This is a genomic window from Acidobacteriota bacterium (genome assembly GCA_030697165.1).
Classification (GTDB): Bacteria; Acidobacteriota; Vicinamibacteria; order Vicinamibacterales; family UBA2999; genus 12-FULL-67-14b.
Genome location: JAUYQQ010000010.1, coordinates 17028 through 38034, shown reverse-complemented (window position 1 = coordinate 38034; position 21007 = coordinate 17028). Strand labels below are relative to the sequence as shown.

Annotated in this window: 21 protein-coding genes; 20 read left to right on the top strand and 1 reads right to left on the bottom strand. The window is 66.0% G+C overall.

Going from position 1 to position 21007, the window contains the following annotated elements; translation table 11 throughout:
• Positions 1 to 6 precede the first annotated feature (6 nt).
• The 11 genes from Q8T13_10385 to Q8T13_10335 all read left to right on the top strand — a co-directional run bounded on the left by Q8T13_10385 (position 7) and on the right by Q8T13_10335 (position 8981).
• Positions 7 to 366 (top strand): hypothetical protein, encoded by a 360-nt coding sequence (locus tag Q8T13_10385; GenBank protein MDP3718159.1) that lies wholly within the window; start codon positions 7 to 9, stop codon positions 364 to 366.
• The gene (locus tag Q8T13_10380; protein ID MDP3718158.1) at positions 367 to 540 is read left to right on the top strand and encodes a hypothetical protein; all 174 of its coding nucleotides are present in this window, start codon (positions 367 to 369) and stop codon (positions 538 to 540) included.
• The gene (locus Q8T13_10375; protein ID MDP3718157.1) at positions 537 to 920 is read left to right on the top strand and encodes a VanZ family protein; all 384 of its coding nucleotides are present in this window, start codon (positions 537 to 539) and stop codon (positions 918 to 920) included. The genes Q8T13_10380 and Q8T13_10375 overlap by 4 nt, the downstream gene beginning before the upstream one ends.
• A 26-nt stretch (positions 921 to 946) precedes the next feature.
• Entirely contained in the window at positions 947 to 1729 is a 783-nt protein-coding gene (locus Q8T13_10370) for an enoyl-CoA hydratase-related protein (GenBank protein ID MDP3718156.1), read from the top strand.
• Entirely contained in the window at positions 1729 to 2169 is a 441-nt protein-coding gene (ribH, locus tag Q8T13_10365) for a 6,7-dimethyl-8-ribityllumazine synthase (GenBank protein ID MDP3718155.1), read from the top strand. Before Q8T13_10370 ends, ribH begins: the two co-directional genes overlap by 1 nt.
• Positions 2166 to 2639, top strand: a complete 474-nt coding sequence (gene nusB, locus Q8T13_10360; protein MDP3718154.1) for a transcription antitermination factor NusB — start codon at positions 2166 to 2168, stop codon at positions 2637 to 2639. The genes ribH and nusB overlap by 4 nt, the downstream gene beginning before the upstream one ends.
• Positions 2640 to 2645: 6 nt before the next feature.
• Positions 2646 to 4169: a lysine--tRNA ligase gene (gene lysS / locus Q8T13_10355; protein MDP3718153.1), complete on the top strand. Its 1524-nt coding sequence runs from the start codon at positions 2646 to 2648 to the stop codon at positions 4167 to 4169.
• A 22-nt stretch (positions 4170 to 4191) separates the two neighbouring features.
• Positions 4192 to 5415, top strand: a complete 1224-nt coding sequence (locus Q8T13_10350) for a lipoprotein-releasing ABC transporter permease subunit (protein ID MDP3718152.1) — start codon at positions 4192 to 4194, stop codon at positions 5413 to 5415.
• A 94-nt stretch (positions 5416 to 5509) separates the two neighbouring features.
• Positions 5510 to 6184 carry an ABC transporter ATP-binding protein gene (locus tag Q8T13_10345; GenBank protein ID MDP3718151.1) on the top strand — a complete coding sequence of 225 codons (675 nt, stop codon included), beginning with the start codon at positions 5510 to 5512 and terminating at the stop codon, positions 6182 to 6184.
• 12 nt (positions 6185 to 6196) lie between these two features.
• Positions 6197 to 7309 (top strand): N-methyl-L-tryptophan oxidase, encoded by a 1113-nt coding sequence (gene solA / locus Q8T13_10340; protein MDP3718150.1) that lies wholly within the window; start codon positions 6197 to 6199, stop codon positions 7307 to 7309.
• A 55-nt stretch (positions 7310 to 7364) separates the two neighbouring features.
• Entirely contained in the window at positions 7365 to 8981 is a 1617-nt protein-coding gene (locus tag Q8T13_10335; GenBank protein MDP3718149.1) for a hypothetical protein, read from the top strand.
• On the opposite strand, the gene Q8T13_10330 is transcribed toward Q8T13_10335, so the two are convergent.
• Positions 8982 to 9866, bottom strand: a complete 885-nt coding sequence (locus tag Q8T13_10330; protein MDP3718148.1) for an NAD(P)-dependent oxidoreductase — start codon at positions 9864 to 9866, stop codon at positions 8982 to 8984. It abuts the gene before it with no gap.
• Positions 9867 to 9986: 120 nt separating this feature from the next.
• Between Q8T13_10330 and Q8T13_10325 the strand changes: the two genes are divergently transcribed.
• The 9 genes from Q8T13_10325 to Q8T13_10285 all read left to right on the top strand — a co-directional run bounded on the left by Q8T13_10325 (position 9987) and on the right by Q8T13_10285 (position 21006).
• Positions 9987 to 12431, top strand: coding sequence for an ATP-dependent Clp protease ATP-binding subunit (locus tag Q8T13_10325; protein MDP3718147.1), 2445 nt, complete (start codon positions 9987 to 9989; stop codon positions 12429 to 12431).
• 135 nt (positions 12432 to 12566) lie between these two features.
• A complete protein-coding gene (bamA, locus tag Q8T13_10320) occupies positions 12567 to 15215 on the top strand; it encodes an outer membrane protein assembly factor BamA (GenBank protein MDP3718146.1) in 2649 nt (882 codons plus the stop codon).
• A gap of 24 nt (positions 15216 to 15239) precedes the next feature.
• Positions 15240 to 15656 carry a hypothetical protein gene (locus Q8T13_10315; GenBank protein ID MDP3718145.1) on the top strand — a complete coding sequence of 139 codons (417 nt, stop codon included), beginning with the start codon at positions 15240 to 15242 and terminating at the stop codon, positions 15654 to 15656.
• Positions 15657 to 15701: 45 nt separating this feature from the next.
• Entirely contained in the window at positions 15702 to 16349 is a 648-nt protein-coding gene (locus Q8T13_10310) for an OmpH family outer membrane protein (GenBank protein ID MDP3718144.1), read from the top strand.
• Positions 16346 to 17596, top strand: coding sequence for an acyl-ACP--UDP-N-acetylglucosamine O-acyltransferase (gene lpxA, locus Q8T13_10305; protein MDP3718143.1), 1251 nt, complete (start codon positions 16346 to 16348; stop codon positions 17594 to 17596). The genes Q8T13_10310 and lpxA overlap by 4 nt, the downstream gene beginning before the upstream one ends.
• The gene (lpxI, locus tag Q8T13_10300) at positions 17596 to 18444 is read left to right on the top strand and encodes a UDP-2,3-diacylglucosamine diphosphatase LpxI (GenBank protein ID MDP3718142.1); all 849 of its coding nucleotides are present in this window, start codon (positions 17596 to 17598) and stop codon (positions 18442 to 18444) included. The genes lpxA and lpxI overlap by 1 nt, the downstream gene beginning before the upstream one ends.
• Positions 18441 to 19367 carry a Gfo/Idh/MocA family oxidoreductase gene (locus Q8T13_10295; protein ID MDP3718141.1) on the top strand — a complete coding sequence of 309 codons (927 nt, stop codon included), beginning with the start codon at positions 18441 to 18443 and terminating at the stop codon, positions 19365 to 19367. The genes lpxI and Q8T13_10295 overlap by 4 nt, the downstream gene beginning before the upstream one ends.
• Positions 19364 to 20212: a hypothetical protein gene (locus Q8T13_10290; protein ID MDP3718140.1), complete on the top strand. Its 849-nt coding sequence runs from the start codon at positions 19364 to 19366 to the stop codon at positions 20210 to 20212. The genes Q8T13_10295 and Q8T13_10290 overlap by 4 nt, the downstream gene beginning before the upstream one ends.
• Positions 20209 to 21006 carry a menaquinone biosynthesis protein gene (locus Q8T13_10285; GenBank protein MDP3718139.1) on the top strand — a complete coding sequence of 266 codons (798 nt, stop codon included), beginning with the start codon at positions 20209 to 20211 and terminating at the stop codon, positions 21004 to 21006. Before Q8T13_10290 ends, Q8T13_10285 begins: the two co-directional genes overlap by 4 nt.
• Position 21007: the final 1 nt, after the last annotated feature.

Genomic DNA, 21007 nt, shown 5'->3' with positions numbered 1-21007 from the left:
GCGGTCGTGCCGCCTCCGGTTGTGTGTGTGTTGTCGTGGCTCGTGCCGGGGGCCGGTCACCTGATTCAGGGCCGCCGGCAGAAGGGCGTGATTTTCCTGCTCGCGCTTCCCGCGATGTTCGCGATCGGCCTCGTCCTCAGCGGCCGGCTCTTTCCGTTTGTGATTTCAGATCCCCTGGTCGGCCTGGCGGCGCTCGCCAATGCCGGCATGGGGCTGCCCTACGTCATCGCCTCGGCGCTCGACCTGGGGCAGGGGGTCGTGACGGCGGCGTCCTACGAATACGGCAACGCCTTCCTGATCGTCTCGGGGCTCTTGAACACGCTGGTCGTGATCGATGCCTATGACATTCGCCTGGGCCGCAAGTAGATGACCAGTCACTTCGGTTTGCTCGTGTTGTTCGCCGCGTTCGTCTCGCTGATCTTTGCGGTGATCGCGAAGGACACCCCGAAGGAGCAGGCCACGCTCGGCCTCTCGTTGTTGGGGAGCTTTGTCGGCGCCGCCATCGTGCTCGGCTGGCTCATGCGCGCGCTCCCGCTTTGATACTCCTCTGGGCACCCGTCGTCGTCTACATGGCGGCGATCATCTACGGCGCCACGGCCGCGTCCGTGCCTGGGCCCGTCGGCAGCTGGTTTTCAGACACCTTCCTGCATGGCGGCGGCTATTTCGGCCTGGCCCTGCTGACGCTGCGCGCGCTGGCGCGCGGACGCTGGTCGGGTGTCACGACAAGCGCGCTGCTGCTGGCGTGGTGCATTTCGATGGTGCACGGCGCCGCGGTCGAGTGGCTGCAGATGTACGTGCCGACGCGCATGGCCGAGTGGCGCGACCTGGGCAACAACGCGATCGGGGCGGCGGTGGCCCTCGGGGCGGCACGGGCGTGGGGTATCATGAGGAGTACGTCGCGGGCCAAGCCAAACAGCTAGAAAGCGCCTGCGTACGAGGCACTCCAATGACCTTTGACAACCTCCTGCTTGCCCGTGATGGCGCCGTCGCCATCGTCACCCTCAATCGGCCCAAAGTCCTGAACGCCCTGAACAATCAGACCCTGGCAGAACTGTCGGCGTGCATGGCCGGCCTCAAGGCCGACGATAGCGTGCGTGCCGTCATCCTGACCGGGGCCGGTGAGAAGTCGTTTGTCGCCGGTGCCGACATCAACGAACTGGCGGCGCTGTCGCCGGTGGAAGGCCAGGCGCACGCGCGCCGGGGCCAACTGATCTTCGATGCCATCGAGCAACTCGGTAAGCCGGTGATCGCCGCGATCAACGGCTTTGCACTGGGCGGCGGCTGTGAGCTGGCCATGGCGTGCACGATTCGCCTGGCGGCCGATACGGCGCGGTTCGGACAGCCCGAGGTCAACCTGGGACTGCTCCCCGGCTATGCCGGAAGCCAGCGGCTGCCGCGGCTGGTGGGCAAAGGCGTGGCGCTCGAGATCCTGCTGACCGGCGACATGGTGAGCGCCGCGCGCGCGTACGAGATTGGCCTGGTCAATCGGGTGGTGCCGGCCGCCGAGTTGATGGCCGAGGCCATCAAGCTGGCGCAGGCGCTGGCGGCGAAGGCGCCGATCGCTGTGCGCTTCATTCTCGAGGCCGTCAACCAGGGCCTCGAGTCGCCGTTCGCGGCCGGCGAGTACCTGGAAACCACGTTGTTTGGGACCATTGCTTCGTCCGCCGACATGCGCGAAGGCACCAAGGCCTTTCTCGAGAAGCGCCCGGCCGTGTGGCAAGGCAAGTAATGCGCATTGGCATTGTCGTCGCCCGGTTCAACGACTTCGTTACCGAGCGTCTGCTGGAAGGGGCGACCGCGGCGCTGGCTGACGCCGGCGTCGGCGGTGACTCCGTCGATGTGATCCGGGTTCCGGGCGCGTTCGAGATCCCGATGGCGGCCCAGCGCATTGCCGAGACCGGCCAGGTGGAGGCGGTGATCTGCCTCGGCTGCCTGATTCGCGGCGCCACGCCGCACTTCGAATACATCGCGTCGGCCTGCGCCCACGGCATCACCGCGGCTGCTGCCAGCACCGGCGTGCCCATGGCGTTCGGCGTCCTGACCACGAACTCGGCTGAAGAAGCGCTGGAGCGCGTGGCGCCGGGGCCGTCGCACAAGGGCCGAGAGGCGGCGGACGCGGCGGTCGAAATGGCGCGGTTGTTTGCGCGCATTGGGGACGGCCGCCGGTGAGCCAGGACTCCCCAGACGCCGGCTCGCGCTGGGCCGGACGTCACAACGCCCGGGCCGCTGCACTGCAGGCGCTCTATGAATGTGAAATCGGTGGCCTGACGCCGCAGCAGGCGCTCGGTGTCCTGCATCACGCCGGGCCACCCGATGTCAACGATCCGGGCGAGTCGCAACATGCGTTCGTCATCGCCCTGGTCAAGGGCGCCCTTGCCAACCGCGCCAGCCTTGACGAGCGGATCGGCGACGCCGCGAAGAACTGGCGGGTGGAACGGATGGCGGTGCTCGATCGCCTGGTCATGCAGCTGGCGGTAGAGGAAATGATGAGCCACCGCGAGAGCCCGCCGCGCGTGGTGATCAGCGAAGCCATCGAACTGGCGCGCGCCTACAGCGGCGAAGAGGCCGCCAAGTTCGTGAACGGCGTCCTCGACGGCGTCTATCGCAAGTTGAAGGACGAAGGCCTCGTCGCCGAGTAAGAGATCATGAGTAGTGAAGTAGTCCAGACCGAGCAGCGCAAAGCCAACCTCGAGGCGATTACCCGCCTCGGCTTTGCCGCGTACCCCAATAAGTTCGATACCACCCACACGGTCAGCGAGCTCGTAGACGGCTACACCGAGACCGCCGCCGACGTGCTCGAGAACCCGAAGGTCGAGACCGTCGCCGCCGGCCGGGTGGTGGGCATTCGCAGTTTTGGCAAGGCCGCCTTCCTGGTGATCTCCGATGGCCGTTCGCGGCTGCAGGTGTACGTGCGGCAGGATGTGCTCAGCGAGCGCGACTATCAACTGGCGAAGCTGCTCGACGTCGGCGATCAGGTCGGCGTGACCGGGCACCTGTTCCGAACCAAGACCAACGAGCTGTCGATCTGGGCGGCCAAACTGGAGTTCCTGGCGAAGTGCTTCCTGCCGCTGCCCGAGAAGTGGCACGGCCTTCAGGATGTCGAGACCCGCTATCGCCAGCGCTACCTGGATCTGATCGTGAACCCGGACGTGCGCCGCGTGTTCGAGATTCGCACGCGGGCCGTGTCGGCGGTGCGCGAGTTCCTGACCGCGAACGGCTTCCTGGAAGTCGAGACGCCGATGATGCAGCCGATTGCCGGCGGCGCGCTCGCGCGCCCGTTCGTGACGCATCACAACACGCTCGACATGAGGCTCTACCTGCGAATCGCGCCGGAGTTGTACTTGAAGCGGCTCACGGTCGGCGGCGTCGAGCGCGTGTTCGAGATCAACCGCAACTTCCGCAACGAAGGCATTTCGACGCAGCACAATCCCGAGTTCACGATGCTCGAGTTCTACTGGGCCTACGTGGACTACCAGCGGTTGATGACTTTTACCGAGGAACTGCTGACGACTGTCGCCCAGCAGGTGATCGGCACGACCGAGTTGCCGTTTGGCGAGGATCTCATCCACCTGTCGGCGCCGTTCCGCCGGTTGTCGCTGCGGCATGCCGCGGCCGAGAAGGCCAGCGAGAAGCTTGGCCGGACCGTGACCGTGGACGAGCTGCGCCAGGTGGATTCAGCGCGGGCGATTGCGAAGCAACTCGCGGTTGACGCGCCGAAGGGCGCCGGGGCGGGCAAGATCGCCAGCAACATCTTCGAAGCGTTGTGGGAGAAGGACCTGATCCAGCCCACGTTCGTGCACGACTTTCCGACCGAGGTCTCGCCCCTGTCGAAGCAGCGTCCCGACGATCCCGATACGGTCGAGCGCTTCGAGCTCTACATTGGCGGATTCGAAGTCGCCAACGCCTTCAGCGAGCTGAACGATCCGGTGGAGCAGCGGCGCCGCTTCGAAGCGCAGTTGGCCGACCGGGCCGCCGGCGACCAGGAAGCGCACGCCATGGACGAAGACTACGTGCGGGCGCTCGAATACGGCATGCCGCCGGCCGGCGGCGAAGGCATTGGCATTGACCGGCTGGTCATGCTGCTGTCGAACTCGCAATCGATCCGCGACGTGATCCTGTTTCCGTTGATGCGTCCGCGCGCCGAAGAACCGCCGAAGGCTGAAGGCTGATCGCGGTAGTCTAAGGGAGAGCATGCCGTTCGAACTCCAGGTCGCGCTGCGCTACTTGCTGGCCAAGCGCCGCCAGGTGTTCATCTCGGTGATTTCCCTTGTCTCCACCGTCGGCGTCACCGTCGGCGTCATGGCCCTGGTGATCGCGCTGGCGCTGATGACCGGCCTCCAGCAGGAATTGCAGTCCCGCATTCTCGGCTCGTCCGCGCACGTGTATGTGTGGAAGCCGTCCGGCATTACCGACTACCAGGCGGAGGTCGCCAGGCTCCGCGCCGTCCCGGGCGTGATCGGCGCCGCGCCGGCGATTGAAGCCAAGGCCATGATTACCAATGGCAGCAGCAACGGCTTCGCCATGATCAAGGGGATCGATCCGGCCCTCGAACCGACCGTCACCGATATCGGCCGGGTCCTGACCGACGGCTCGCTGGATCAGCTGACGCCGGCCTCGGACGACGAGTTTCCGGGCATCCTGCTGGGCAAGGACCTGGCCGGCTCGCTCGGCGCGATGGTGGGGGACACGGTGACCCTGCTGACGTCGAACGGCACGTTGACGCCCATGGGCGTGATGCCGCGCCAGCGGCGCTTCAGGGTGGTGGGCACTTTCCGCCTTGGCCTCTACGAAGTCGATAACGGGACCGGCCTCGTGTCACTCGAGACGGCGATGATGCTGGCGGCGACCGATCGGGTCGAGCGCATCGAGCTGAAGGTCGACGAAGTCTACGACGCGCCGCGGATTGCCGACCAGATCGCCGGAGACTTCGGCACCGAGTACGTCACCTCGGATTGGTCAGATCTGAACCAGCAGCTCTACTCGGCGCTGATGCTCGAGAAGATCGGCATGGGCATCGGCATCGGCCTGATCGTGATGGTCGCCGCGCTGAACATCGTCGCGTCGCTGATCCTGCTGGTGATGGAGAAGACCCGCGACATTGCCATTCTCAAGACCATGGGGGCCTCGTCTCGCAGCATCACGCTGATCTTCCTGCTGCAGGGTACCATCATCGGCGTGCTGGGCACCCTCGTCGGCGCGGCGCTGGGGACGACGGCGGCCTACGTGCTCGATCGCTACCGGCTGATCACGATTCCGAGTGATGTCTACCAGGTGAACTACCTGCCGTTCAAGCTGCTGCCCGGCGACCTGGTCACCGTCGTCGTGGCCGCGATTGTCGTCTGCTTCGTGGCCACCTTGTACCCGTCGCGCCAGGCGGCGCGCCTGGATCCAGCGCAAGCGTTGCGGTATGAGTAGGACTCCTGCCGAGGTGGCGTCCGGCTTCAGCCGGACCCGTGGGGCTTGGCGCTTCGCGCCTCGTAGGGCTTGCGCTTCGCGCTCGTAGGGGAGCATGGCTTTCATCACTGTTACCGGGCTCAATAAGTACTACAGCGTCGCCGGCAACCCGTTGCACGTGCTCCGCGATCTCGATCTCACGGTCGAGAAGGGCGAGATGGTCGCGATCATGGGCGCCTCTGGCGTAGGCAAGAGCACGTTGCTGCACGTGATGGGCGGACTCGACACCATCGACGGCGGCCGGGTCCAGGTCGGCGAACACGACATCACCACCATGACCGACGAGGCACGCGTGGCGTTCAGGAATCGCCACATCGGCTTCGTGTTCCAGTTTCACCATCTGCTGCCGGAGTTCACCGCCATCGAGAACGCGATGATGCCGATGCGCATTGCCCGCCTGTCGGTGGCCGAGGCCCGGCCGCGCGCTGAAGCACTGTTGACGCGCGTGGGCTTGGGCGAGCGGCTGGATCACCGGCCCGGCATGCTCTCTGGTGGCGAGCAGCAACGCGTCGCCGTGTCGCGTGCGCTCGTCATGCAGCCGTCGCTGTTGTTGGCCGACGAGCCCACTGGCGACCTGGACGAGGCAACCGCTGATTCACTTCATGAGCTGCTGCGGGCCATGCATGCCGAGTTTGGGCTGACCGCCGTGATTGCCACCCATAACCCCCGGCTGGCCGCCCAGTGCGACCGCACCCTACGCCTCGAAGGCGGCCGGCTCCACGCCGCCTGACCGTTCCAGGTGATGCTTAGCCGGACCTTCGACACGATCGTCGTCGGCCTCGGCGGCATGGGCAGCGCGGCGGCCGCGCACCTTGCCGCGCGTGGCCAGCGCGTGCTCGGTCTCGAGCAGTTCCAGCCGGCGCACGATCGCGGGTCGAGCCACGGCCGCTCGCGCGTCATCCGGCTCGCGTACTTCGAGCATCCGGCCTATGTGCCCCTGCTGCGGCGGGCGTACGAGCTGTGGCGCCGCCTCGAGACCGACACCGGCCGGCGGCTGCTGCAGGTCACCGGCGGGTTGATGATTGGCGCGCCCGACAGCGAGGTCGTGAGCGGCAGCTTGCGCAGCGCCCGTGAACACGGATTGGCGCACGAGATGCTCGACGCCGCGGAGATTCACCGCCGCTTCCCGCCCTTCACGCCGCGTCAAGAAACTGTCGGTTTCTACGAAACTGAAGCAGGTTCACTTTTCCCCGAAGAGGCGATTCGAGCTCATCTCGACGTGGCGGTTGCTGGCGGCGCTCACCTCCACTTCGATGAACCGGTTGACGACTGGCGCGTGACGGCGCCGGGAACGGTTGAAGTAACGACGCCCCGGGCGCGCTACGAGGCCGGGCGGGTCGTGCTGGCCCCTGGCGCGTGGGCGTCACAGTTGTTCAAGCTGCCTGACCTGCCGCTGACCGTCGAACCACAGGTGCTGTACTGGTTCGAGCCCGCCGGTGGTTCGGCGCTGTTTTCGCCCGAGCGTTTCCCTATCTATATCTGGGATCTCGGTGACGGCGTGCAGTTCTACGGGTTTCCGGCGGATGAGGAGGGCCGTGTCAAAGTCGCGTTCTTCAGGACGAAGACTGGCGACGAGCCGTCGCTGCGGTCGGCGCTGGCGCCCTTCGTGCCATCACTCGCGTCGGGATCGCTCGTCGACACCGCGCCGTGCCGATACACCCTCACGCCGGACCATCATTTCGTGATTGGGCTGCATCCAGACCACGCGCAGGTGGTGGTCGCCTCGCCGTGTTCCGGCCACGGTTACAAATTCGCCAGCGTCGTCGGGGAAATCCTGGCGGATTTAGCAATCGGCGGGGCGACCAGGCACCCAATCGGCCTGTTCTCGCCGGCAAGGTTTGCCCGTCGAGCTTGATCGGCACGGGTGACGGCTCAATAATGTGGGTCGCCAACCCTCCTGAGGTCCAGTCATGAAGAGTATTGCTCTCGCATTGTCGGTGCTCCTCGTCGCGCCCGCGGCCGCCGTTGCCCAACACGAACACCCGGTCTCCGTTGGCGACAAACTCGGAACCGTTCACTTCGAGACGTCATGCGCGGCGTCAACCCGCGTCGACTTCGACCGGGCCGTCGCCCTGCTGCACTCCTTCGAGTACCGGCCGGCATTGGAATCGTTCACCAAGGTGCTGGCCGCCGACCCCTCGTGCGCGATCGCGCAGTGGGGCATTGCCCTGTGCCACTGGGGCAACCCGTTTGCCGGGATCAAGGCCGGCCCGCAGCTCGAGCGCGGGCGCGAAGCGGTGCAGAAGGGACTCGCGACCGGCGCGCCGACCCCGCGCGAGAAGGCGTACCTCGCGGCCGTCAACGAGCTGTTTGCGAACACGGCCACCGTGCCGCACCGCGATCGCACGCTGGCTTATGCCAAAGCGATGGAGGCGGTGCAGCGCGACCACCCGGCGGACGTTGAGGCGAAGATCTTCTACGCCCTCGCGGTGAATCAGACGGCGGCGCCGACCGACAAGCGCTACACGGCGCAGCTTCAGGCGGCCGGCATCCTCGAGCCGCTCTGGGCGCGCTATCCGGATCACCCCGGTCTGCCGCACTACATCATTCACGCGTACGACCACCCACCGCTCGCGGAGAAGGCCCTGGACGCCGCGCGCCGTTACGCCAAGATTGCGCCGTCGGCGCCGCACGCGTTGCACATGCCCTCGCACACGTTCACCCGCGTCGGGTCATGGCAAGAATCGGTCGAGACCAACATCGCGTCCGAGCAGGAAGCCATGAAAGCCGGCGTGATGGCCGAAGCACTGCACGCGATGGATTACCAGGCCTATGCCTACCTGCAGTTGGCGCAGGACCAGAAGGCCCGCGCCGTCCTGTCGCGGGTGCCGGCGGTGGTCGCCAAGCTTGACGTGAACGCGATGGGCGGCGCTGCCGCCGGCGTGGCCGGCATCTACGCCCGTAACGCCATCGCCGCGCGCTATGCCCTCGAGCGGGGGGCCTGGGCCGAGGCGGCGGCGCTCGAAACCGTGTCGTCGACATTCCCTCACGCGGATGCGATCACGCACTTCGCGCGGGCGCTCGGCGCGGCACGCGCCGGCACGCCCGCGGCAGCCAAGGCCGATGTCGAGCGGCTGGTCACGCTCAGGGACACGCTCGCCGCCGCGAAGGATCCGTACTGGACGGAGCAGGTTGACATCCAGCGCCAGGTCGCCACGGCGTGGGTCACGTTTGCGGAGGGAAAGAAAGACGAGGCCCTCAGGTTGATGCGGGCGGCGGCCGACGCCGAGGACGCCACCGACAAGGCGGCGATCAGCCCGGGACCCATCGCGCCGGCGCGTGAACTGCTGGGCGAGATGCTGATGGAGGCGGGGCAGCCACGCGAGGCGCTGACCGCGTTCGAGGCGACGATGAAGAAGGAGCCTGGCCGATTCCGCGGCGCCTACGGCGCGGCGCGCGCGGCCGAAGCCGCCGGCGACCGCGCGAAGGCTGGGGCCCTCTACGCCCAGGTGGTGGCCGGCGCGAGCGGCGCAGATGGCAATCGTCCCGAGCTGGCCCAGGCGCGCAGCTTCGCGCAGCGGCGCTAGCTAGAGATTCGCGAGCTTGAAGATGGCCTTGGCGAGGCCCGAGTAATCCTCTTCGCCTTCGCCCGCGGTGATTTGCGCCTGCACGAGCTGCTGCACGACAGCACTCGTGTAGGCCGGCACCCCGTTCTCGGCGAGCGTCGTCAGGGCGATCCCCAAATCCTTCTTGAAGAACTTGGCCTTGAACCCCGGCTTCCAGTTGGCGGTGATCATCCGCTCGCCGTGCACATCCAGCACGCGGCTTTGCGCAAAGCCGCCCATTAACGCGGCGCGCACCTTCATGGGATCGACGCCGGCTTTGCGCGACAGCGCGATGGCTTCGGCCACGACCGCCATGGTGCCGCCCAGGACGATCTGATTGCAGGCCTTGCAGACCTGGCCGGCCCCCGAGTCGCCGACGTGCACCAGTTTCTCCGGTGAGCCCATGGCCTCGATCACCGGCCGCATGGTCTCGACGGCCGTGGCATCGCCCCCGACCATGAACGCCAGTGTGCCGGCGATCGCCCCGATCTCGCCGCCGCTGACCGGGCCGTCCAGGAACTGACCACCGCGTTCGGCGGTCGCCGCCGCGAGACGCTTGGCCGTCGCCGGGGCAATGGTGGAGGAGTCGAGAATGACCGTGCCGCGCTGCATCGCGCTGAAGATGCCGTGTGGTGCCTCCAGCACCAGGCTGACGTCCGGTCCGTCCGGCAGCATCGTGACGATGCGAGTGGCCGCCTTCGCGATGTCGGCGGGGGAGGCCGCCGCCGTGGCGCCGGCCGCGACCAGTTCGTCAACCGGGCCGCGGCTCCGGCTGTGGACGATGATGGGGAAACCCTTCTTGAGAAGGTTGAGGGCCATGGGCTTGCCCATGAGGCCCAGGCCGATGAAGCCAATGGTGTTTGCCATGGCGACAGGATAACGATCCAAAACTCCGAAGTCTCGCAATTTCTTCCACTTACGGGCATCCGTGGCGTGAAAATGGACCGTCCTGCCGTATAATGTCCCGCAGGGGGCCAGGGCGGCGGAATGTTCGAACGCTACACCGAACGAGCCAGGCGGGTTCTATTCTTTGCCCGCTATGAAGCGAGTCAGCTCGGAAGCATCTCGATTGAAACCGAGCATTTGCTTCTAGGGTTGATCCGTGAGGGCAAGGGCCTCACAAGCCGGATCTTTGCCCGATCCCATCTCTCCCTCGAAAACATCCGCAAAGATATCGAAGGCCGCACGGTCTTCCGCGAGAAGGTGTCGACCTCGGTCGAGATCCCGTTCAGCGCCGAAACCAAGCGCGTGCTGCAGTACGCCGCGGAAGAGGCCGATCGCCTCCTGCATAACTACATCGGCACCGAACACCTGCTGCTCGGCATCCTCCGCGAGGAGCGATCCGTGGCCGCGACCATCCTCATGGAAAAGGGGATGCGCCTGCACCAGGTGCGCGAAGACATCGTCCAATTGCTGAACGAGAAGACCTCGCTGACGCGCGTCAAGGAAACCCCGCTCCTGGCCGAGTTCAGCCGCGACCTGACCGAAGCGGCGATGAAGAACTCGCTCGATCCGCTGGTCGGCCGCGACTACGAACTGGAGCGCGTCCAACAGGTGTTGTGCCGCCGCACCAAGAACAACGCCGTGTTGATCGGCGAACCCGGCGTGGGCAAGACCGCCATTGTCGAAGGCCTCGCGCAGAAGATCGTCTACGGCGACGTGCCGCACTTCCTCGCCGACAAGCGCCTGCTGGCGCTCGACATCTCGCTGATCGTCGCCGGCACCAAGTACCGCGGCCAGTTCGAAGAGCGCCTCAAGGCGATCATGAAAGAACTGACCGACAACCCGCACATCATCGTCTTTATCGACGAGTTGCACACGCTCGTGGGGGCGGGGTCGGCCGAAGGGTCGCTCGATGCGGCCAACATCCTGAAGCCGGCGCTCAGCCGCGGCGAGATTCGCTGCATTGGCGCGACGACGCCGGCCGAGTACCGCAAGTACATCGAGAAGGACCGCTCGCTCGAACGCCGCTTCCAGGCGATCAAGGTCGATCCGCCGTCGGAAGGCGAGACCATTTCGATCCTGCTGGGCATCAAGGAACGCTACGAGCAGTTCCATCACGTCGAGTACACCCGCGAGGCGCTCGAGGCGGCGGTCTACCAGTCGAGCCGCTACATCACCGATCGGTTCCTGCCCGACAAGGCGATCGACCTGGTGGACGAGGCGGGCGCGCGCGCCAAGCTGCGCGAGGCCGGCTACAGCGAGGAATTCGGCGAGATCAACAAGAGCATCCGCGTGGCCGTCGAGCAGATGGAAAGCGCGGTCTCGCAGAAGGACTTCGACAAGGCGCAGTTCTACCGCGAGCAGGAGCAGGTGGCGCGCGAAAACCTGCAATTCGTGCGCGAGAAGTTCGACGTGCGCACCAGCGCCCGCAAGGTCGTGGTGTCGCGCGCCGAGATCGACGAAGTGGTCTCGAAGTGGACCGGCGTGCCGCTGTCGTCGATCAACCAGGACGAGAGCGACAAGCTGATTCGCATGGAGGCCGACCTCCACAAGCGCGTGATCAGCCAGGAGCGCGCCATTTCGGCCGTGTCGCGGGCGATTCGCCGCTCGCGGGCCGGGCTCAAGAGCCCGAACCGGCCGGTGGGCAGCTTCATGTTCCTCGGGCCGACCGGCGTCGGCAAGACCGAGTTGGCGCGGGCGCTGGCGCAGTTCCTGTTCGGCAGCGAGAACGCGCTGATTCGCTTCGACATGTCCGAGTACATGGAGAAGCACTCGGTCTCGAAGCTGATCGGCTCGCCGCCCGGATACGTCGGCCACGAAGAGGGCGGCCAGCTGACCGAGAAGGTCAAGCGCAACCCGTATTCGGTGGTGCTGCTCGACGAAATTGAGAAGGCGCACCCCGACATCTTCAACATTCTGCTGCAGGTGTTCGAGGACGGTCACCTGACCGACGGCCTGGGTAATCGCGTCAACTTCAAGAACGCGATCCTGATCATGACCTCGAACATCGGCGCCCGCTTCATCCAGAAGAAAGCGTCGATGGGTTTCCAGACGTCGGAGGCCGGGGATGCCAAGGGCGTGCAGGAAATGGTGCTCGGCGAGGTCAAGCGCACCTTCAATCCCGAGTTCATCAACCGCGTGGACGAGTTGATTGTCTTCGACGCGCTGAACGACGACGACCTGCGGAAGATCCTGACGCTGCTGGTGGAGCAACTCAACCTGAACCTGCTCGACCGCCGGATGAAGGTGATCGTGTCGCCCGAGGTCGCCGACTGGATCATCGACATCACGTGCAAGGACCGTTCGTACGGGGCGCGTCCCCTGCGCCGTGCGATTCAGCGCTATATCGAAGATCCCCTGGCCGAAGAGCTCATCCGCGGCAACCTGCTGGGCGGCGAGATCGAGGTCTACCTCGAGGGGGGGCAGTTGGCCTACCGGCCGGCGGGCCAGCCGGTGGCCGCAGGCCGCCGATTGAGCTCGAACGTCTAATTCTTGCTAACCCGCCTCCGGCGGGGGTTTTTACTAGCCCGCCTCCGGCGGGCGGGGTAGCATTAAGGGTTGATTAGCCAGCGTTCGACAGGTGTGTACGCTTTGATTTCACGAATTCTTGTCCTTTCGGCGTTATTGGCCGTCTTCGCCTTCGCGGCTGGGGTTCAGCCCGCTTCGGCGGGACAGGCGCCGGCGCCGGCTCCGCCGCCGTTGACGGACCAGGCCCCGGCTATTGCGAAGGCCCAGCCGGCCGCCAACCAGCCGCCCGCAGGCTCGGGCGCGGTCGTGTGGCCGACCGAGATCCGGTTCCACCCGGTCAACGAATCGATCATCGAGCCGCAGACCTATCTCTATTACATCCAGACGCCCCTCAGCCGTCCGTCCGAAAACGCGTGGGTGCCGTACAACGAGGCCACCGAGCGCACGCTGCTCGAGGACTTCAAGCGCCTGTGGGCGACCGGGTTCCTCGACAACTTGTGGATTGAGACGATCGACGAGCAGTTTGAAAACGGCGTGATGGCGAAGCATGTGATTTATCACATGGAAGAGCGGCCGCGCGTGAAGATCGTCGACTACACTGGGTCGACCAAGGTCGAGCGCACCAAGATCGACGAGAAGATGAAGGAGCTCGGCATCTCGCTCCGCCTCGACTCGTTCCTGGACGAGGCCGTCGTCCGCCGCGTGCAAGGGCTCGTCAAGAGCTTCATGGCCACGAAGGGCTACGAGTTCGCCGAAGTGACCTCGAAGGTCGAGCCGCTGCCGACCGGCCCCAAGCTGGTCAAGGTGGTGTTCGACGTCCAGGAAGGCCCGAAGGTCAAGATCCGGACGATCAACTTCAACGGCAACACTGAAGTCAGCGACCGCACGCTCGGCAAGCAGATGAAGTCGACCAAGTCGCACAACTGGCTGTCGTGGATCGGCGGCAAGGGCACCTACCAGGCCGCGAAGTTCGAGGAAGACGCCGAGAAAATTATCGAGTACTACCGGAACCGTGGCTACATCACGGCTCGCGTCGGGACGCCCGAGATCAAGACCATCGAAGATAGCGTGGACAAGGGCACCCGCTGGGTCGAGCTCAGCGTGCCGGTGGACGAGGGCCCACGCTACAAGGTCGGCGAGTTCTCATTCGACGGCAACAAGATCGTCAAGACCGAGTTCCTGCAGCCGCTCTTCAAGCTGAAGGTGGGCGACTGGTACAGCGACAAGCCGATCCGCGACGGCCTGATCAAGACGCGCGAGCTCTACGGGGCGGGTGGTTACTTCGAGTTCACCGGCTTCCCCGACCTCGAGCCGGTGGAGGCCGCGGCGGGCCCGGTGGCCGGTCCGGCCGAGCCGACGGTCAACGTGACCATGCGCATGCAGGAGGGCGAGCAGTACTTTGTGAACCGCCTGACCTTCGTCGGCAACACCACCACCCGCGACAACGTCATCCGCCGCGAGGTGCGGCTGGTGGAAGGCGCGCCGTTCAACACCGAGTCGCTGAAGTACAGCATCAAGCGCCTCAACCAGCTGGGGTACTTCAAGCCGCTCGAAGAGGGCCAGGGCATCGACGTCCAGAAGACGCCCGGCTCGACAAACGAAGTCGACGTCACCCTGAAGCTGGAAGAGCAGAACCGCAACCAGCTGACCTTCGGCGCGGGCGTGTCGCAGTTCGAGGGGTTCTTCGGCCAGCTGTCGTTCCAGACCTCGAACTTCATGGGTCGCGGCGAGTCGCTGACCGTGTCGCTGCAGATGGGGTCGCGGTCCGAGAACTACCAGGTCGCGTTCTCGGAACCGTTCCTGTTCGACCGCAACATCACCGGTGGTGTCGACGTCTACAAGCGCACGCTGCGCTACATCGACCAGTTCACGCAGGAAGCCACCGGCGGCAACCTCACCATGGGCTTTCCGCTGGCCGGCTTCTCGCGCATGTTCATGGTCTACAGCTACGAAGCCGTGCAGGTGTCGGAGCTGAACCCGGTCTACTACTCGGACGAATTGGTGCGCCGTAACCCGTACCTGGCCGACTCGCTGCTGATTGGCCAGGGCGGCCGGCGCACCATCAGCAAGGTCACGCCGAGCTTCGTGCACAATACGGTCGACAATCCGATCTTCCCGAACAGCGGCACCCGCCTCACCGGCTCGATCGACCTCGCCGGGCTCGGTGGCAATACCAATTTCACCAAGCCGCGGGTCGAGTACGCGCGGTTCCAGCCGCTCAACCGCCGCACGTCGATCGGCTTCCGCACGCAGTTTGAATGGATCAGGCCCTACGGCAGCACGCAGAGCATTCCGATCACGGAGGCGCTCTATCTCGGCGGCGAGTACACCATCCGCGGCTTCGACATCCGCTCGATCGGTCCGCGCGACCCGGAGAATCGGTACCTCGTGCTGGGCGGCAACAAGAGCATGTTGTTCAACGGCGAATACCTGATCAACATTGCCGGGCCGGTCCGCCTGGTGTTGTTCTACGACGTCGGCCAGGTCCGAACTATCGGCCAGAGCTTCGGCATGAAGGAAGACGTCACCGAGACATTCGACCCGAGCCTTCCGGCCATTATCGACCCGTTCACGTCAACTGAACTGGTCAACCCGAACGCCTTGCCCAAGCAGCAGCGGGTGATCGGGCAGGCCAACGCTTTCAAGGCCTCGACCGGCGCCGAGATCCGGTTCTTCATGCCGGTGCTGAACGTGCCGTTCCGGCTGATCTTCGCATACAACCCGTCGCGCTTCGGCGTGCTCGACAACAACCTGCAGCCGGCCAAGAAGTTCACGTTCAAGTTCGCGGTGGGCTCGACGTTCTAGCGCTGCTCAGTGCCAAGGAAACTCATGCGTGTATTCAAGTTGGTTGCGGTGGCGTTACCCTTGTTGCTGGCGGTGTCCGCCTGCGACAGCGTCATCGACAACATTCCGACGACTCCCGATCCGGTGACGGTGACCGAGACATTTACCGGCAGCATCAACATCAACGGCGCCGCCACTCACACGTTCTTCACCTCGGCGACTGGGGCCGTGACGGCGACGCTGATGTCGCTCGGCGACAATCCGCCGGCGCGGGTGGGCTTCAGCGTGGGGACCTTTGCCGGGTCGAGTTGCAGCCTGCTCATCACCAACGACAAGGCGGTGGTGACGAGCGTGGTCACCGGCGTCGTCACGACCCTGGGGGGGAGCCTGTGCGTCCGCATCTACGACGTCGGCAGCCTGACCGAATCGGTACCCTACGAAATCCGGGTCGAACACAAGTAGTGTAAAATCATCGGCTTAGCGTTCGTGACTGAAAGGACCTTGGTAATGAGAGCTTTTGCTGTTGTTGTTGCGTTTAGCGTGGTGCTGACCGCATCTCCCACGTTCGCCCAGGCGCCCGCCGCCCCCGCCCCGGCCCCGGCCCAGGCGGCCCCGCCCGCGGCGGCCCCGGCCCAGCCGCCCGCTCCGCGGCCGTTCCCGCAGGGCGCCAAGGTGGCGTACGTCGTGTTGCAGCGGATTGCCAACGAATCGGCCGACGGCCGGGTCGCGACCACCCGCATCCAGGCGCTGCAGCAGAAGAAGGCTGCCGAGCTGACCAACAAGCAGACGCAGATGCAGGCCATGCAGGCGCGGCTCGAGAAGGAAGGCGCCGTCATGAGCGCGGCCGTCGCGGCCGACCTGCAAAAGCAGATTGAGAAGATCAACGTCGAGGTGCAGCGTTTCACGCAGGACGCGCAGGCCGAAGTGCAGGAGCTGCAGCAGGATCTGCAGAGCGAGTTCCAGCAGCGCCTCGAGCCGGTGTTGCAGCAGGTCGCCGCTGAAATGGACCTGCAGTTCATCTTCAACGGACCGGACGCCGGTTTGGTGTGGGCGGATGCCGCGCTCGACATCTCGGGCGAAGTCATCAAGAAGCTCGACTCGGCCAAGCCCGTGACGGCAAAGCCGGCAGCGCCCACCAAGCCGCCCGGCCGGTGATCGCCGGCTTCCCCGCGGTTCTCGATCGCCTGACCCACCGCTTTCCCTCGCTGCTCGTCGATACCATCGACGAGCATGAGCCGGGAAAGCGGATGGTCGCGATCAAGAACGTCACCGCCAACGAAGACTTCTTCCAGGGTCATTTCCCCGGCAAGCCGCTGATGCCAGCGGTCTTGATGATCGAGGCGCTGACCCAGGTCGCCACCGCACTGCTGCTCGATCGCGCCGGCGCCCTGGCCACCTGCCGCGTTCACCTGCGCGGTGTGGACGGGGCAAAGTTTCGGCGACAGGTCGTGCCCGGCGATCGCCTCCGGCTCACGGTCACGCTCAAGGACTCGAAGGGCTCGCTCGTGCGCGCCGCCGCCGCGGCCGACGTCGATGGCCAGGCCGTGGCCGAGGCGGAGTTGGTCCTGATGGTTACGCCGAGCGCCGAGGTCGATCCGTCGGCGCGGGTGCACGACGGCGCCGAGATTGGCGCCGGCACCGTGGTGGGCGCGTTTGCGACGATTGGTCCGCAGGTGCGCATTGGCCGCAATTGCAAGATCGGCGCGTCGGCTGTGATCGACGGCAACACCAGCATTGGCGACGGTACCGAGGTCTATCCGTTTGCCTCGATCGGACTGCCGCCGCAAGACCTGAAGTACAAGGGCGAAGACACCCGGCTGGTGATCGGCCAGCGCAACATCTTCCGCGAGTTCGTCACCATTCACCGCGGCACCGCCGGCGGCGGCGGCGTGACGACCATCGGCGACCGCAACCTGTTCATGAATTACGTGCACGTCGCGCACGACTGCCACGTCGGCAACGAGACCATCTTCGGCCCGCACGCCACGCTCGGCGGCCACGTCTCGGTCTCGGATTTCGTCAACGTCAGCGCCGGTTCGGCGGTCCACCAGTTCTGCCGGGTCGGCCCGTATGCCTTCATCGGCGGCTACTCGGTGATCACCAAGGACGCCCTGCCGTACGGGCGCACCGTGGGGAGCCGCCCGGCGCGGGTGTTCGGCCTCAACCTGATCGGCTTGAAGCGCCGCGGGTTTTCCGACGCGACCTTGAAGCAGCTGCGCGCGGCGTATCGCTACCTGCTGCAGTCGAAGCTGAACACGACCCAGGCCATGGAGCGCATCGAGCAGGATCCCGCGCTGGCGAGCCCCGAAGTCAACAACCTCGTGCAGTTCATCCGCAGCGCGTCGCGCGGGGTCATCCTGCGCCGGGGCGGCAAGAAGGCGGAAGAGTCCGCCGAGGACTGATGAAGATCGGCCTGATTGCGGGCAACGGGCGATTCCCATTCCTGGTGCTCGACGCGGCGCGCTCACTCGGCTACGACGTCACCGTCATTGCCCTCAAGGAAGAGGCTTCGAGGGAGATCGACGAGGCCGCGGCGCGCGAACCGAAGGCGGTGGTTCACTGGATCTCGATCGGCCAGCTCGGCACCTTCCTCAAGATTCTCAAGGACGCCGGCCTGACCCAGGCGGTCATGGCGGGACAGGTCAAGCACATCAAGATCTTTGGCGGCTTCGTGCCGGACCTCACGGCTATGGCGCTGCTCTCGCGGGTCAAGGCCATGAACACCGATGCGCTGATTGCCGCGGTCGCCGACCTGATGCGCGAACACGGCGTTGAGCTCGTCAACTCGACGGCATTTCTCGAGCCGCTGCTGGCCGGGGCCGGGCTGTTGAGCAACCGGGCGCCCAACGAGGCTGAAGGCAAAGACCTCGAATTCGGCTATCGCATGGCCGACACCATCGCCGGCCTCGACATTGGCCAGACCATCGCGGTGAAGCACCTGGCGGTGGTGGCGGTCGAAGCGATGGAGGGCACCGACGAAACCATTGCCAGGGCCGGGCAACTGGCCGGCGACGGCGTCGCGGTCATCAAGGTCGCCAAGCCGAACCAGGACATGCGCTTCGACGTGCCCATCGTCGGGCTCGCGACCATCCAGGCCATGCGGGTGGCCGGCGCCACGGTGTTGTCGATCGATGCCGGGCGCACGTTGATCTTCGACCGCGAGGCGTTCTTCGCATCCGCGAACGAAGCTGGGATCGCGATTGTCGGCCGCAGCCTGCCGCGCCGAAGCGATAGCGGAGGCGGGGCGTGAGGGCAGTGGTGGTTGGCGTCGGGCACCTCGGCAAGCACCATGCGCGCATTCTGGCGTCGCTGCCGGGCGTGACGCTGGCCGGCGTGGTCGACACGGACGCGGCTCGGGCGAACCAGGTCGCCGCCGAGCGCGGCACGAGCGCCTATGCCGAGGTCGCCCAGGTTCCAGGGAAGATCGATGTGGCCGTGGTCGCCGTGCCCACCGAAAGCCACGCGCGGATTGCGCTGGGCCTGCTCGAGGCCGGCGTGCACACGCTGGTCGAGAAGCCGATTACCCAGACCGTCGCCGAGGCCGATGCCTTGATTGCCACGGCCAGCTCCCGCGGCGTCGTCCTGGCCGTCGGCCATAGCGAGCGTTTCAACCCGGCGGTGCTGGCCGCCCGCCCGCACCTGAAGGACCCCCGGTTCATCGAGGTGCATCGCCTGGGGCAGCTGCCCGGGCGCAGCCTCGACATCGACGTGGTGCTCGACCTCATGATCCATGACCTCGACTTGATCCTGAGCCTGGTGCCCAGTGAAGTCGAAGGGGTCGAAGCAGTGGGCGTGCCCGTGCTGACTCCGCGCATCGACATTGCCAACGCGCGGTTGCGGTTCGCCAACGGCTGCATCGCCAACCTGACGGCCAGCCGCATCAGCCGCGAGCCGGTCCGCAAGATCCGGTTCTTCCAGCAGGATGCCTACGTGTCGATCGATACCGCGGCGCGGGAAGTCGAGATGTGGCGCCTCGTGCCGCAGCCGGCGGGAGCGCCGACGATTGGCGGCGGTAAGCTGGAAGTGGCCGGCGACGAAGCGCTGAAAGGCGAGCTCGAGGATTTCCTCGGTGCGGTCCGCGACGGCCGCGCGCCGGCCGTGACCGGGCAGCAGGGCCGCGCGGCACTGGCGCTGGCGACGAGGATTGTTGAACTAATGGGACACCAGCTGTGACTATCAATTCCGCGATTGCCGATCGCGCGCGCGCCAACCAACCGCTGTCCGCCGCCGAACTCGACGAGCTGGCGTCGGCCGACATCCTGTCGCTCGGCATGCTCGCCGACGAGGTCCGCCGCGCCCGTGTCGGCGACAGCGTCACGTTCGTTCGGGTGGTGGAAATTCAAGGTGCCAGCGGTGCCAAGGGTGCGGAAGTGCGAATTACTGACACGGCTGCGACTTTGTCGGAGACCGTCCAGGTCGTCGCGCAAGCCAAGGGCGCCGCAGAGAACTCAGTGGTGAGTGGCTTCTCGCTGGCCGACATCATCGACCGTGGCTGGGGAGACCTGGCCGGCGTGCTCGCGCAACTGAAACAGGCGGGGCTTGGTGCCATCGTCGAGGCACCCCTGGATCGCCTGGCCAATGCCGAGGCGGCCCTCCAGGCCTGCCAGGACGCGGGGCTGCCGGTGCAGTGCCTGTCTCTGCAAAAGCCCAACATCGAGGCGCGCACGCCCATGCTGATCCAGGCCCGCGCGCTGGCCGACAAGTTCCCGTGGCTCACGACCATTGCGCCGCTCTCGCGGGAACAGTCGATTGCCGTGCCGACGACTGGCTATGACGATGTCAGGGCGGTGGCGCTGGCGCGATTGGCGCTGCCCGGGGTCCCGAATGTGCAGGTGGATTGGCAGCAGTATGGCCCCAAGCTGGCCCAGGTGGCGCTGACCTTCGGCGCGAACGATCTCGATCGCGTGTCAATCACCGATGACGAGTCGCTGGGGCGGCGCCGGACCTCTCTCGAAGACGTCACCCGTAACATCGCCGCGGCCGGCTTCCAGCCTCGCGAGCGGACATCGCCCGCATGACGCCGCTGCGCCTGGGCGCGGTGTCGTACCTGAACACGAAGCCGCTGGTGTATGGCCTCGACGCCATGTCCGATCAGTTCGAGCTGCGCTATGACGTGCCGGCGGTCTGCGCCGCGCTGTTGCACGAAGGGCGGGTCGACCTGGGGCTGGTTCCAGCCATCGAGTACATCCGGGGACCCCAGGATTACTGGATCGTGCCAGACGTGGCGATTGCTTCGGACGGCGAGGTGGCGTCGGTGGCGGTTTTCTCGAAGGTGCCGATCGGGGAGGTTCGTTCCCTCGCCCTCGACGTGAGTTCGCGGACCTCGGCGGCGCTGACGCGCATCCTGTGCGCGAAGCGGTGGGGCATCGCGCCCGCGTTTATGCCCGCAGCCCCAGACCTGGACGCGATGCTGGCGACCGCCGATGCCGCGCTGGTCATTGGCGACCCGGCGCTCGAGATCGATGCCGCGGGGCGTGGCCTGTCGAAGTACGACCTTGGCGGCGAATGGCGCGCCCTCACCGGCCTGCCGTTCGTCTATGCGATGTGGACCGGACGCGAGGGGGCGGCTTCGCCCGCGCAGTGTGCGGCGTTGCTCGCGGCCCGCACAGCGGGCGAGGCGCACCTGCCGGAGATCGCCCGGGGCGTGGCTGGCGGCGATGCCGCCCACGAGGCCAGGTCGCTGGCATACCTGCGTGATAATCTCAAGTACGGGCTGGGCGATCGCGAGGCCGCCGGCCTGAGACGCTTTCTCGAACTGGGCGTCGAAGTGGGTGTGGCCGTCGCGTTGAAACCCCTCCGTTTCTATCAGTAGC

Bases quoted from the DNA above. Each gene is read 5' to 3' on its own strand.
- Q8T13_10380 (MDP3718158.1), top strand. From the start codon at position 367: ATGACCAGTCACTTCGGTTTGCTCGTGTTGTTCGCCGCGTTCGTCTCG.
- Q8T13_10370 (MDP3718156.1), top strand. From the start codon at position 947: ATGACCTTTGACAACCTCCTGCTTGCCCGTGATGGCGCCGTCGCCATC.
- ribH (MDP3718155.1), top strand. From the start codon at position 1,729: ATGCGCATTGGCATTGTCGTCGCCCGGTTCAACGACTTCGTTACCGAG.
- lysS (MDP3718153.1), top strand. From the start codon at position 2,646: ATGAGTAGTGAAGTAGTCCAGACCGAGCAGCGCAAAGCCAACCTCGAG.
- Q8T13_10350 (MDP3718152.1), top strand. From the start codon at position 4,192: ATGCCGTTCGAACTCCAGGTCGCGCTGCGCTACTTGCTGGCCAAGCGC.
- Q8T13_10345 (MDP3718151.1), top strand. From the start codon at position 5,510: ATGGCTTTCATCACTGTTACCGGGCTCAATAAGTACTACAGCGTCGCC.
- solA (MDP3718150.1), top strand. From the start codon at position 6,197: ATGCTTAGCCGGACCTTCGACACGATCGTCGTCGGCCTCGGCGGCATG.
- Q8T13_10335 (MDP3718149.1), top strand. From the start codon at position 7,365: ATGAAGAGTATTGCTCTCGCATTGTCGGTGCTCCTCGTCGCGCCCGCG.
- Q8T13_10330 (MDP3718148.1), bottom strand. From the start codon at position 9,866: ATGGCAAACACCATTGGCTTCATCGGCCTGGGCCTCATGGGCAAGCCC.
- Q8T13_10325 (MDP3718147.1), top strand. From the start codon at position 9,987: ATGTTCGAACGCTACACCGAACGAGCCAGGCGGGTTCTATTCTTTGCC.
- Q8T13_10315 (MDP3718145.1), top strand. From the start codon at position 15,240: ATGCGTGTATTCAAGTTGGTTGCGGTGGCGTTACCCTTGTTGCTGGCG.
- Q8T13_10310 (MDP3718144.1), top strand. From the start codon at position 15,702: ATGAGAGCTTTTGCTGTTGTTGTTGCGTTTAGCGTGGTGCTGACCGCA.
- lpxI (MDP3718142.1), top strand. From the start codon at position 17,596: ATGAAGATCGGCCTGATTGCGGGCAACGGGCGATTCCCATTCCTGGTG.
- Q8T13_10285 (MDP3718139.1), top strand. From the start codon at position 20,209: ATGACGCCGCTGCGCCTGGGCGCGGTGTCGTACCTGAACACGAAGCCG.